11 protein-coding genes are annotated in these 13,012 nt (G+C 69.1%); 10 read left to right on the top strand and 1 reads right to left on the bottom strand.

Going from position 1 to position 13,012, the window contains the following annotated elements; all coding sequences use genetic code 11:
* Nucleotides 1-6: 6 nt before the first annotated feature.
* On the bottom strand, nucleotides 7-387 hold the full coding sequence (locus L3Q65_RS30100) for a VOC family protein (protein WP_182889849.1): 381 nt from the start codon (nucleotides 385-387) through the stop codon (nucleotides 7-9).
* Nucleotides 388-537: 150 nt separating this feature from the next.
* Between L3Q65_RS30100 and L3Q65_RS30095 the strand changes: the two genes are divergently transcribed.
* The 10 genes from L3Q65_RS30095 to L3Q65_RS30050 all read left to right on the top strand — a co-directional run bounded on the left by L3Q65_RS30095 (nucleotide 538) and on the right by L3Q65_RS30050 (nucleotide 13,012).
* Complete coding sequence (locus L3Q65_RS30095) at nucleotides 538-2,013, top strand: amidohydrolase family protein (RefSeq protein ID WP_237597248.1); 1,476 nt, start codon at nucleotides 538-540, stop codon at nucleotides 2,011-2,013.
* On the top strand, nucleotides 2,010-3,167 hold the full coding sequence (locus L3Q65_RS30090; RefSeq protein WP_237597247.1) for a M20 family metallopeptidase: 1,158 nt from the start codon (nucleotides 2,010-2,012) through the stop codon (nucleotides 3,165-3,167). The genes L3Q65_RS30095 and L3Q65_RS30090 overlap by 4 nt, the downstream gene beginning before the upstream one ends.
* Nucleotides 3,168-3,214: 47 nt before the next feature.
* On the top strand, nucleotides 3,215-4,093 hold the full coding sequence (locus L3Q65_RS30085; protein WP_237600952.1) for a GNAT family N-acetyltransferase: 879 nt from the start codon (nucleotides 3,215-3,217) through the stop codon (nucleotides 4,091-4,093).
* Nucleotides 4,090-5,196, top strand: a complete 1,107-nt coding sequence (gene menC / locus L3Q65_RS30080; RefSeq protein ID WP_182889851.1) for an o-succinylbenzoate synthase — start codon at nucleotides 4,090-4,092, stop codon at nucleotides 5,194-5,196. The genes L3Q65_RS30085 and menC overlap by 4 nt, the downstream gene beginning before the upstream one ends.
* Before the next feature lie 77 nt (nucleotides 5,197-5,273).
* Entirely contained in the window at nucleotides 5,274-6,929 is a 1,656-nt protein-coding gene (locus L3Q65_RS30075; RefSeq protein WP_237597246.1) for a CdaR family transcriptional regulator, read from the top strand.
* Nucleotides 6,930-7,146: 217 nt separating this feature from the next.
* Entirely contained in the window at nucleotides 7,147-8,034 is an 888-nt protein-coding gene (locus tag L3Q65_RS30070) for a serine hydrolase (RefSeq protein WP_237597245.1), read from the top strand.
* Between the two features lie 119 nt (nucleotides 8,035-8,153).
* A complete protein-coding gene (locus L3Q65_RS30065; protein WP_237597244.1) occupies nucleotides 8,154-9,539 on the top strand; it encodes a beta-lactamase family protein in 1,386 nt (461 codons plus the stop codon).
* Nucleotides 9,536-10,429 (top strand): serine hydrolase, encoded by an 894-nt coding sequence (locus L3Q65_RS30060; protein ID WP_237597243.1) that lies wholly within the window; start codon nucleotides 9,536-9,538, stop codon nucleotides 10,427-10,429. The genes L3Q65_RS30065 and L3Q65_RS30060 overlap by 4 nt, the downstream gene beginning before the upstream one ends.
* A gap of 10 nt (nucleotides 10,430-10,439) precedes the next feature.
* On the top strand, nucleotides 10,440-12,032 hold the full coding sequence (locus tag L3Q65_RS30055) for an ABC transporter substrate-binding protein (RefSeq protein ID WP_237597242.1): 1,593 nt from the start codon (nucleotides 10,440-10,442) through the stop codon (nucleotides 12,030-12,032).
* Nucleotides 12,032-13,012, top strand: coding sequence for an ABC transporter permease (locus L3Q65_RS30050; protein WP_182889857.1), 981 nt, complete (start codon nucleotides 12,032-12,034; stop codon nucleotides 13,010-13,012). The genes L3Q65_RS30055 and L3Q65_RS30050 overlap by 1 nt, the downstream gene beginning before the upstream one ends.

Raw genomic sequence — 13,012 nt, 5'->3', positions numbered from 1 at the left:
CGCCACTCACGACACCGGGTCGACCCGACGGCGGAGCAGGCAGAACACGTTCCCCTCCGGGTCCGCGAGCACGTGCCACGACTCCTCCCCGGTCTGCCCGACCTCGGCGGGCCGCGCACCGGCCGCGAGCAGGCGTTCCAGCTCCGCGTCCTGGTCCCGGTCGGTCGGGTTCACGTCCAGGTGCAGCGGCAGTTTCGCCGGTTTCGGGTCGGTGCTGCGGCTGAGGATCAACGTCGGCTGCGGGCCGCCGAAACCAGCCTCAGGGCCGATCTCCAGGTCGTCGCCGTCCCAGCCGAGTTCGACGTAGCCGAGGACTTCGCACCAGAAATCACCCATCCGTTGCGGGTCGGCGCAGTCGAGGACGAGTTCGGTGATCCGGCAGGCCATCCCGCGAGCTTAGGGCGCTCGCGCACCCCGGCCCAGCGAATTCCGGTTTGTGCGCGCGGAGAGATCTGCCGCCCCGGATTCGTCCGCGCGCACGAACGTACTGCCCGGGAAACCTCCTAGGGTCGCCAGCAGCGAGGCGAGGAGGCAAGCATGCGGACACTGCTGCGTGGCGGTCGCGTCATCGACCCGGCTACGGGCTTCGACGGCACAGCTGACGTGCTGGTATCCGACGGCGAGGTGATCGCGGTCGGACCGGGATTGCCGAGTGCGGACGACCAGGTCGAGATCGACGTCGCCGGATACATCGTCGGACCGGGGTTCATCGATCTGCACAGCCACGTGCACTCGATCGCCGGACAGCGGCTGCAGGCGATGGACGGCGTCACGACGGCGCTCGACCTGGAGGCCGGGCTGATGCCGGTCGAACGGGCCTACGCCGAGGCGGCCGCGGCGGGTCGTCCGCTGCACTACGGGTTCTCGGCTTCGTGGGGTTCCGCGCGGGCGAAGGTGCTCGCGGGCATCGAACCGGACGCGAACATCAACACCGGGCTTTCCGTGCTCGGCAATCCGGCCTGGCAGCGGTCGTCGTCGAAGACCGAGCTGGCCGCCTGGCTGTCCCTTGTGGAGGGTGAGCTGGCGGCGGGCGCGCTCGGCGTCGGCGTGCTGCTCGGATACGCGCCGGCCAGCGACCCGGCCGAGTTCCTGGCCCTGGCGAAGCTGGCCAAACAGGCCGAAGCGCCGACGTACACGCACGTCCGCGAGCTGGTCGAGGTCGACCCGGGCACGCCTGCCGACGGGTCCGAGGAGATCGCGATCGTCGCGGCCGAGACCGGCGCGGCGATGCACCACTGCCACGTCAACAGCACCTCCGGACGGCACATCGACCGCGTGCTCGCCGCGCTGGAGTCGGGCCGTTCCGCCGGGTCGCGGGTGACGGTCGAGGCCTATCCGTACGGCGCGGGCAGCACCGCGGTCGGCGCGGCTTTCATCTCGCCGGAGCGGCTGAAGATGAAGGGCCTCAACCCGTCGCGGGTGATCCTGCTGGAGACCGGCGAGCGGATCGCGGACGAGGGCCGGTTGCTGCAGGTCCGCGCGGAAACGCCGGGGGCGCCGTGCATTCTGGAGTTTCTCGACGAGGAGGACCCGGTCGACCGCACCCTGCTGCATCAGGCGCTGGCGTTCCCGGATTCGATCGTCGCGAGCGACGCCATGCCGGTGTACTGGCGGAACGGGGCCAACGAATCCACCGAGTGGCCGCTGCCGCCCGGTGGCGCGACGCATCCGCGCACGGCGGGGACGTTCTCGAAGTCGCTGCGGCTCATGGTGCGCGAGGCCGGGGTATGGACCTGGCTGGAGGCGTTCCGGCGCTGCTCCTATCTTCCGGCGCGAGTGCTCGACGAGGTCGCGCCCGGGGCGCGGACCAAGGGCCGGTTGAACGTCGGCGCGGACGCGGACATCGTCGTCATCGATCCGGCCACGATCACCGACACCGCGACATATTTCGACGCGACCCGGCCCGCGGTCGGCGTCCGGCACCTGTTCGTCGCGGGCACTCCGGTGGTGCGCGACGGGCAGCTGCTCACGGACGCCTTCCCCGGCCAGCCGCTGCGAGGTGAGCCGCGATGACCGAGTTCAATGTGGACGCTCTGCTCGCCGACATCGAAACGTTGGTGTGCTGCGAATCCCCCTCGGCTGATCTCGACGCGGTAGCGCGCAGCGCGGATGTGCTGACCGGCGTCGGCAAGGCATTGCTTGGCGTGGAGCCGGAGCGGATTGTCCTGGATGGGCGGACGCATCTGCGCTGGCGGTTCGGTGACGGTCCGCCGCGGGTGCTGCTGCTCGGCCATCATGACACGGTCTGGCCGATGGGCTCGCTGGAGACACATCCGTTTTCCGTACAGGACGGTGTCTTGCGCGGCTCGGGCTGCTTCGACATGAAAACCGGCGTCGTGATGGCGCTGCACGTCGCCGCCTCGCTGGCCGACCGAAGTGGACTGTCCATTTTGGTCACTGGGGACGAAGAGCTGGGCTCGCCGTCGTCGCGTGGGCTGATCGAGGAAGAGGCGCGGGGCTGCGCGGCGGCGTTCGTGCTGGAGGCTTCGGCGGACGGCGGCGCGATCAAGACCCGGCGCAAAGGCGTTTCCCACTACCGGATCGAGGTGACCGGACGCGCCTCGCACGCGGGACTTGAACCGGAGAAGGGGATCAACGCCGGGATCGAGATCGCGCACCAGGTGCTCGCTGTCGCCGCGCTCGCCAGCCCGGAGCGCGGGACCAGCGTGGTTCCGACCGTGCTTTCGGCTGGTACCACGGTGAATACCGTGCCTGCCGCAGCGGCGGTCGAGGTCGACGTGCGGGTGTGGGACGAGGAAGAACAGCTTCGCGTCGACCGTGAGGTGCGCGCGTTGCGACCGATGCTGGAAGACGCACAGGTACGGGTCACCGGCGGGATCAACCGCCCGCCGCTGGACGCGGTTTCCTCGGCCGCGTTGTACGGGCTGGCGAAGGAATTGGCCGCAGAACTGGGGTTGCCGGAATTGACCGAGGCGGCCGTCGGCGGTGCTTCGGACGGCAATTACACCGCGGGTCTCGGCGTGCCGACGCTCGACGGTCTCGGCGCGGTCGGCGGCGGCGCGCACGCCGATCACGAACATGTCCTGGTCGAGGAATTGCCGCGGCGTACGGCGTTGCTGGCCGCATTGGTGGAGAACGTGCTGACCAAGGGAAGTCCGTCGATTCCGACGAATCCGGACGGCGATTCTGGTCGAGCACGACGGTGACGTCGGTGGGTAAGCCGGGAAAGGATCATCCCGTGACGAATCTTGCGATGAACACGGAAAGACCCGTCGCGGCGGAAACGTGCGACGAGGCGGTCGCGGCCGCTCGGGCGGCTGCCGCCGCCTCGGGGGTCGAAGTCCGGGAAATCACCGAGATCGCGGAAATGACAGCGGTCGGAGTGCTGTTCGAGACGATCTGGCGGTCCGCGCCGGGAACCCGGCCGGTGACCACGGAACTGCTGCGCGCGCTGTCGTCGGCGGGGAATTACGTGGCAGGCGCGTTCGCCGACGGAGAAATGCTCGGCGCGTGTGTCGGCTTTTTCGGAAATCCCGGAAAAGTCAGTCTGCACAGTCACATCGCCGGAGTCGCGAAGGCCGGTGCGGGTCGCGGAATCGGATACGCGCTGAAATTGCATCAGCGCGGCTGGGCGCTGGCGCAGGACGTCTCGACGATCAAATGGACCTTCGACCCGCTGGTGCGCCGCAACGGGTATTTCAACCTCGGCAAACTCGGCGCGCTCCCGGTGCGTTATCTGCGGGACTTCTACGGGCCGATGACGGACGGCATCAACGGTTCGGGCGACACCGACCGGCTGATGGTGTCCTGGGAACTGGCCAGTCCGACAGTCCGGACCGCCGCGTTCGGCGAACCGATCCGCACGGACGCGAAGGCGTTGCTCGACCAAGGCGCGGCGGTGGCCCTCGAAGTCGCCGCGGACGGCGGTCCGGCAGTCAGGTCAGCCGACGCTGCGGTGGTGCTCGTCTCGGTACCGCCGGACATCGAAGGCTTGCGCACCACCGATCCCGGCAAGGCGGACGCGTGGCGGGCCGCGCTGCGCGAATCGCTCGGCGGCCTGATGGCCGCGGGCGGCCGGGTGACCGGCTTCGATCGAGCCGGCTTCTACGTGATCTCCAAGGAGGAGCAGTGAAACTCAGCGGTGTGGAACTGCGCCGGGTGCAGATGCCGCTCGTCGCCCCGTTCCGGACTTCGTTCGGCACCCAGTCCGTCCGGGACCTGTTGCTGCTGCGCGCGGTCACTCCGGCCGGCGAAGGCTGGGGCGAATGCGTGACGATGCCCGGTCCGGTGTACTCCTCGGAGTACAACGACGGTGCCGAGCACGTGCTGCGGCACCACCTGATCCCGGCGCTGCTGGCGGCCGGCGAGATCACCGCGGCGAAGGTGACGCCGCTGCTGGCCAAGTTCAAGGGCCACCGGATGGCCAAGGGCGCGCTGGAGATGGCGGTTCTCGACGCCGAACTCCGCGCGCACGAGCGGTCGTTCGCCGCCGAACTCGGGTCGGTGCGCGATTCCGTACCGTGCGGCGTTTCGGTCGGGATCATGGACACCATTCCGCAACTGCTCGACGTCGTCGGCGGATACATCGACGCGGGTTACGTGCGGATCAAGCTGAAGATCGAACCCGGCTGGGACGTCGAGCCGGTGCGCGCGGTCCGCGAACGCTTCGGCGACGACGTGCTGCTGCAGGTCGACGCGAACACCGCCTACACCCTCGGCGACGCGCCGCAGCTGGCCCGGCTCGACCCGTTCGGGCTGCTGCTGATCGAGCAGCCGCTGGAAGAGGAGGACGTGCTCGGCCACGCCGAACTGGCCCGCCGGATCCAGACGCCGATCTGCCTCGACGAGTCGATCGTGTCGGCGCGCGCGGCGGCGGACGCCATCAAGCTGGGCGCGGTGCAGATCGTGAACATCAAACCGGGCCGCGTCGGCGGTTACCTGGAAGCGCGGCGGGTGCACGACGTGTGCGCGGCGCACGGGATTCCGGTGTGGTGCGGCGGGATGATCGAGACCGGCCTCGGCCGGGCGGCGAACGTCGCGCTGGCCTCGCTGCCGAACTTCACCCTGCCCGGCGACACCTCGGCGTCGGACCGGTTCTACAAAACCGACATCACCGAGCCGTTCGTGCTCTCCGACGGGCACCTGCCGGTGCCGACCGGACCGGGCCTCGGCGTGGCGCCGATTCCGGAGCTGCTCGACGAGGTGACCACGGCAAAGGTGTGGATCGGTTCGTAGCCAGCTACGAATTCCGGAGGTAGATTTGGTCGGATCGGACCAGCCGGTCCGCCCGCGGCCGGATCTACCTTCGGGGGGTGCTGACACCGGTGCCGAGCAAGCCGCACACGAGTCTGGGACGCGTCCTCGAAGCTCTCGGGGACGTGCTCCTCGAACCGGTCGCCGTCGGCCGCGACACGCGACGGCAGCTCGGCGGGGTGGTGATTCACGACCCGCACGACGACGCGGAATTCCCGGCACAGGCGGTGGTCCTCGGCGTCGGGGTCCGCGAATCCGACGAGATCGTGCAGCTGGTGCACGCCGTCGCCGCGCGCGGGGCGACCGCGCTGGTCGTGCGGTCGCCGGTCGCGGCGTCGACGGAACTCGTGCGGGCGGCCACTTCCTCCGGCGTCGCGCTGCTGGGGCTCGCCAGCGGCGCGTCATGGGCGCAGCTGGCCGCGATGCTCCGGACGCTGCTCGCCGAGGGCGACGTCGGCGACGTTTCCCCGCAGACGCTCGGCGGAATGCCGTCCGGCGATCTTTTCGCGCTCGCCAACGCCATCGCCGCCTTGCTCGACGCGCCGGTCACCATCGAGGACCGCAACTCGCGCGTGCTCGCGTTCTCCGGCCGTCAGGACGAGGCCGACCCCTCGCGCGTCGAGACGATTCTCGGCCGTCAGGTGCCCGAACGGTTCACGCGCGAGCTGGAGAAAGACGGCGTTTTCGAGCGGCTCTACCGCGACCAGGGCCCGGTTTACGTCTATCCGGGAGACGGCTACGACAAGAAGATCGTCATGATTCGTGCCGCGCTCGCGGTCCGGGCCGGTGACGAAGTCCTCGGGTCGATTTGGGCCGCTGTCGACAAAGAGCTCAGCGAAGAACGTACCGCGGCATTGATCGACGCGTCGAAAATTGTTGCGCTGCATATGCTTCGGCTCCGCGCGGGTGCCGACGTCGAACGGCGGTTGCGAGCTGATCTGGTCAGCACCGCGCTCGAAGGCGGCTCCGGCGCGCAGGAAGCCATCGCGCGGCTCGGGTTGCTGGGACAGCCCACGATCGTGCTCGCCATGGGCTTGCTCGAGGTGCCCGACGACGACCTCCGGTTGGTCACCGAACGCCAGCGGGTCGCCGACGCGTTCGCCATGCACCTCAGCGCCGTTCAGCCCCGATCGGCGGTAGCGCTGGTGGGCGACGTAGCGTACGGCATCGTCCCGATGCCCGGGAACCACGGCGATTGCCGCGAACGCTCGGTGCGGGTCGCGTCGACCTTCCTGGAGCGCACCGGCCGCCGAGTCGCCGCGGCGATCGGCATCGGCCCCTTGGCGCTCGACGGATCCGGCCTGCGCGCGTCTCGCGACGGGGCCGACCGGGCGTTGCGCGTGTTGCTCACCAACGGCGGCTCGAAACGGGTGATCACCGCCGAGGACGCGCACATCGAGGCGCTGATGCTGGAACTGGCCGACCTTTCCGCGGCGCGCGGCGACGTGGCGACCGGGCCGATCGCGCGGCTGCTGGAGTACGACACCAAACATCAGTCCCAGCTGGTGCACACGCTGCGGTGCTGGCTCGATTCGTTCGGGGACATCAGCGCGGCTGCGGCGGCGGCGTACGTGCATCCGAGCACGTTCCGGTACCGGTTGCGCCGGCTGGCCGAGGTCGGCGGGATCGATCTCGACGATCCGGGTGACCGGTTCGCGGCGATGGTGCAGTTGCACTTGCTGCCGCGGGTGGAGAGGGCCGAGGAGACGTCGTGAGTGGCAATGCCGGTTCTAACCGGCATAAACACTCACGAGAACCCCGCCCAGCTCCACCAATAGGAAACCTCTCCGCAACCTTCCTGCTATCGCACCAACCCGCTCCCGTCCGACCTCCCGCACAATGAGAACCCGGCAGGCCGGAACAGCGAGGTTCCCTTTCACCCCAGCCACTCCCTGCCTGCTGCCGGAGAAGTCCACAGTAGACAGGAGCGTCATGGCCACCGCATCCGAAACGATCGCCCGCCGCGCCAAGGAGGTCGGCGTCGAGGTCCGGCTGCACGCCGCCGAGGTCGACGGCACCCGCAGTCTCGGCATCGGGGAGGACGTCCCGGTCGTTCCCGCGTCGGTGTTCAAGGTTCCGATCGCGCTGGAACTCGCCCGTCAGGCCGCCGAAGGAAAGCTCGATCTCGGCACCAGGATCACCGTCCAGCCAGGGCATCCGACGCCGAGCCCGTACGGCCTCGCCACCTTCCGGCACGAAGTCTCGATGTCCTGGCACGATTTGGCGATTCTGATGATCGGAATCAGTGACAACGTCGCCACCGACCTGATTCTCGCCGAAGTCGGCAAAGACGCGGTGAATAGCACCATGCGGCGCCTCGGATTCACGCACACCGTCGTGCCGCAGGACTGCGGTGAACTGCTCGCCACTATCGGCGAGGATCTCGGAGTTTCTTACGAGGACGACGAACGGGCGCTCGCCGAACTGACCTACGAACAGGTTTCCGGGTTGCGCGCGTTGCAACCGGAGAAATCCTGCAGCACCACCGCCGCCGAAATGACCCGCCTGCTGGGACTGGTCTGGCGCGACGAGGCGGCCGCCCCGGAGGCGTGCGCGGACGTCCGGCGCTGGATGGAACTGCAGGTCTGGCCGCACCGGCTGCGTTCCGGGTTCCCGGACGATCGCATCCGCACCAGCGGCAAAACCGGCACGTTGCCCGCCGTGCGCAACGAGGTCGGCGTGGTCGAGTACCCGGACGGCGGCCGGTACGCGGTCGCCGTGTTCACCCGCGCCGAGGATTCCCGGTCGAGGGTGCCCGAGCGCGACGCGTTCATCGGTTTCGCCGCGGCGACGGCAGTGGAGTCCCTGCGCACGGCTTGATTCGTCGGAGCGGAGGAACTTTCCCCTCGCTCTCCTCGGTCCGGACGAACAAGTGACGTCCGCCACCGACCTAGCATTTCCGAAACGCCGGTCCACCATCCCCCGGACAGAAGGTGCACATGTCGAAAATTTCCGAGATCGAGACCTGGCTTCAGGAGAACTTCGCCGCTCTGCTGGCCGAGCATCAGGTCCCCGGAGCCGCGATCGCGGTGCTCGCCGACGGTGAGGTGATCGACCACGCGGCGGGCATCCTGAACAAGGGCACCGGCGTGGAGTCCACTGTGGACTCGGTGTTCCAGATCGGCTCGATCACCAAGGTGTGGACGACCACGCTGGCGATGCAGCTCGTCGACGAGGGCAAGCTGGACCTCGACCGGCCGGTGCGCGACTACCTTCCCGAGTTCGTGCTCGGCGACGACGAGGCCGCGGCGGCGATCACCGTCCGTCAGCTGACCTGTCACACCGCCGGTTTCGAAGGGGACATTTTCACCGACACCGGGGTCGGTGACGACGCGGTGGAGAAGTTCGTCGCGACGCTGTCCGACGTGCCCCAGCTCTTCCCGCCGGGCGAGCGGTTCTCCTACAACAACGCCGGCTACTGCGTGCTCGGCCGCGTCATCGAGGTGCTGCGCGGCAAGTGCTGGGACGACTGCGTGCGCGAGCACCTCTTCGCTCCGCTCGGCCTGACCCACGCGGCGTCCGGCCCGTACGACGCGATCCGCTACCGGGCCGCGATCGGCCACGTCTCCCCGAAGCCGGGCGACGACCCGGTGCCCGCGCCGATCTGGGCGCTCACCCGCTCGAACTCGCCCGCCGGGTCGACGCTCGCGATGCGCCCGCGCGACCTGCTGACGTTCGTCCGGATGCACCTGAACGACGGCAAGGCCGACGACGGCACCCAGGTGCTGCTGCCGGAGTCGCTGCTCGCGATGCGCGAACCGCAGGTCGACGTGCCTGACCTCGGCATGGCCGAGCACTGGGGGCTCGGCTGGATGCTCTTCGACTGGGACGGCGGCAAGGTGATCGGCCACGACGGCGGCACCATCGGCCAGTCGGCCTTCCTGCGCGTGGTTCCGGAGAAGGGCGTCGCGGTCGCGCTGCTGACCAACGGCGGTCAGCCGATGCACGTCTACCAGGAGATTTTCACGAAGCTGCTGGACGAACTCGCGGGCGTCACCGTTCCGGCGCGGCCCGAGCCGAATTCCGCCGCCGCTCCGGCCGACTTTTCCCGGTACGTGGGCGAGTACTCGTCGATGGTCGCCGACACCGTCGTCACCGAGGAAGACGGCAAGCTCTGGATGGAACGCACTCCGAAGGGAATCTTCGCCGAGATCGGCGCACCCTCGGGGAAAGAAGAACTGCTGCCGAGTCAGGGCGACACGTTCGTCGCGAAAACCGCGCAGTTGCCCGGTGTCTACATGGCACACGCGTTCGTCGGCGACGACGGCAACGGCCGCGCGCAGTTCCTCCACACCGGGCGTGCGGACCGACGGGTCTCCCAGTGAGCGGGATCCGCGAACGGATCGAGGCCGTCTTCGCCGACGCTGACGCGGACGGGTTCCTGCACGCCCGCGAGATCGGCGTGCCGGGCCCCGCGGTGTCAGTCGGCGGAGACGACCCGGTTGTCCTCGCCTCGGTGTTCAAGATCCCGGTGGCGCTCGCCTACGCCCGCGAGGTCGCCGCCGGACGGCTGGACGACACCGAACGGACGAAGGTGACCGCGCGGTACCGGATCGGCGGCATCGGCACCGCGGGCTGCGCCGACGACGTCGAGATGAGCTGGCGCGACCTCGCGCACTTCATGCTCACGATGAGCGACAACGCCGCGACCGACGTCCTCTACCACCGGCTCGGCCAGGAAACGGTGGACCGGGTGCTGGCCGATCTCGGGCTCGCCCGCACCCGGCTGATCGGCTGCTGCGAGGACCTGTTCGCGTCCGTCGTCGCGGATCTCGGCGGCACCCCGGATTCGGATCTCGAGGCACTGTTCGGCGAAGCGACGCCGGAACAGATGGACAAGCTGTCGGTCCGGGATCCGGAACGCACCACGTCGTCCACGCCGCGCGAGATCACCGAATTGCTCGACGCGATCTGGACCGACCGCGCGGGCGAACCGCAAGCGTGCGAACGGGTCCGCACGATCATGGCGCAGCAGATCTGGCCGCACCGGCTGTCGTCGGGTTTCCCGTCCGGCGTGCGGGTCGCGGCGAAAACCGGGACGCTGCCCGGAATCCGCAACGAAGCAGGCGTGGTGACCTTGGGGGACGGCCGCCGGTTCGCGGTCGCGGTGTTCACTCGCGCGCATTCTCTCGAAGACCGCCTTCCCGCGGTCGACGCGTCCATCGGCGCCGCCGCCCGGCTGGCGATCGACCACCTCCAGAGCGTGACCCCGTAGGAGAAATCCCATGAAAACTGCCCGGCTCACCGCCGCGATGGCGGGCGTGGTGGCCTTGACCGTGAGCGCGTGCGGGGGATCAGCGCAATCCGGGACGGACCGGACCGCGAACCAGAAACTGGTCGACGGCAAGACTTTCACCTATGCCATCCCGACCGATCCGGGAACGCTCGACCCGGCGATCACCGTGCTGTCGGTCGCCCGCAACCTCGACCAGTTCCTCTACGACGCCCTGATCAACCTCGACGCGAAGGGCCAGCCGGAAGCGGCGCTCGCGGAGAAGTGGGAAGCCACTACGACCACCGCGTCCTTCACCCTGCGCAAGGGCGTCACCTGCTCCGACGGCAGCCCGCTCACCGCGGCCGACGTCGCGGCGAACATCAACTTCATCGGCGATCCGGCGAACAAGTCCCCGCTCGCCGGCGTCACGGTGTCGCCCGGCACGAAGGCGGTCGCCAACGCGGACAAGGTGACGATCACCAGCGGGGCGCCGGACGCGTTCCTGCTCCGCAACATCGCCGGCCTGCCGATCGTCTGCGCCAAGGGGCTGGCCGACCGGAAGACGCTCGCCAAGGGCGAAAACGGCACCGGCATGTTCACCATGACCGAGATCGTGCCGAACGACCTCTACACGCTGACCCGGCGCAAGGACTACACGTGGGGGCCCGGCCAGTTCGACCCGAAGCAGCAGGGATTGCCGGACAAGGTCAACATCCGGGTCATCCCGAACATGACCACGATGTCGAACCTGCTGCTGTCCGGCGAGGTCAACGCCGGCTCGGTGATCGGGCAGGACCAGCAGCGGCTGAAGGCGCAGCGGCTGTACCACGCCGACATCGTCTCCCCGTTCGGCGAGCTGTTCTTCAACCAGGCGCCCGGCCGGTTCGGCGCGGACCAGGCGATGCGCCGCGCGCTGACCCAGGCGATCGACCTGCCGCAGGTCGCGAAGGTGCTGACCCGCGACGGCAGCGCGCCGGTCAAGGGCATGGTCACCATCGAACCGCGGCCGTGCGAGGGCGATTCGGTCACCGGGAAGATCCCTGGCTTCGACGTCGCCGCGGCCAAGGCGGCGTTCGACGCGGCGGGCTGGAAACCGGGACCGGACGGCATCCGCGTGAAGGACGGGAAGCGGCTCGCGCTGACCGCGATCTACGGCACGCAGGCCGGTCCGACGATGCCCCCGGGCGCGGAGCTGATGCAGCAGGGCTGGAAGAGCGTCGGCGTCGACGTCAAGCTGAAGGGAGTCGACAGCCCGGGTCTCAGCCAGTTGCTGTTCGCCACCGGCGAGTGGGACATCTCGATGGCTCCGCTCGGCCTCACGCTGCCCAGCCAGCTGGTGCCGTTCGTGTCCGGCGGACAGCCGCCGCAGGGCACGAACTTCGCGCACATCAAGAACCCGCAGTACGACGCGCTGGTCGCCAAGGCGGCCACGCAGGCCGGGCAGGCGGGCTGCGCGGACTGGATGGCCGCGGAATCGGCGCTGTTCGAGAAGCAGGACGTCGTGCAGTTCGCCAACTCGGTCATCCCGACCTACGGCAGCAACGCGAAGTTCGAGATCGTCAACGGCTACATCAAGCCGACCACGATCCGGATGTACGCCTGATGACCGGCGCGATCGCCGTCGCGGGCCCGAAGGTCAGTCCCTGGCTGACCTTCGGCGCCCGCCGCCTCGGGCGGTTCGTGGTGTCGCTGTGGGTGCTGGTGACCATGGCGTTCCTGATGATCCAGCTGATCCCGGGCGATCCGGTTCGCTCGGCGCTCGGCCTGACCGCGCCGATCGAGCTGGTCAACGCCCGGCGGGCCGCGCTCGGCCTGGACCATCCGCTGTGGCAGCAGTACCTCGACTACTTCGGCGGCCTGTTCCGCGGTGACTTCGGCACCTCGATGCTGACCGGGCAGCCGGTCGGCGACGTCATCTCGGACCGGCTCCCGGCGACGCTGCAGCTGGCGTTGCCCGCTTTCGTGCTGGTCATCGGGCTGGCGATCCCGATCGGACTGACGTTCGCCGTGCTGACCCGCGGCGGCAGGCACCGCGGCGCCGAACTGGGGTTCACCTCGACCACGGTGTTGTTCGCCGCGATCCCGGAGTTCCTGGTCGCGGTGGCGCTGGTGGCGTTTTTCGCGGTGCAGCTCGGCTGGTTCCCGGTGGCCGGCCACGACGGCGCGGGCTCGCTGGTGCTGCCGATCATCGCGCTGGCACTGGGCCCGACCTCGACACTGTCCCGGATCGTCCGGGTGGAGGCACTTTCCGTGCTGGGCAACGACTTCGTCCGCACCGCACGGGCGAAACGGCTGCCCGCGCGCCTGGTCTATCTCCGCCACGCGCTGCCGAACGCGCTGACCGCGACCCTGACGCTCGGCGGGATGATGCTCACCACCCTGGTCGCGGGGACCGTGCTGGTGGAGAACGTCTTCGCCTGGCCGGGCCTCGGTTCCACGATCTCGCAATCCATTCTGCAGAAGGACTATCCGCTGGTGCAGGGGATCGTGCTCGTGTACGGCATCGGCGTGCTGCTGGTGAACCTCATCGTGGACCTGCTGCTGGCGGTCCTCGATCCGCGTTCGACGATCCGGGAGAACTGA

The sequence above is a fragment of the Amycolatopsis sp. FU40 genome (assembly GCF_021903635.1).
Taxonomy (GTDB): Bacteria; Actinomycetota; Actinomycetes; order Mycobacteriales; family Pseudonocardiaceae; genus Amycolatopsis; species Amycolatopsis dendrobii.
The sequence above is the reverse complement of the archived record's forward strand: the minus strand, read 5'-3'. Positions and strand labels throughout refer to the sequence as shown.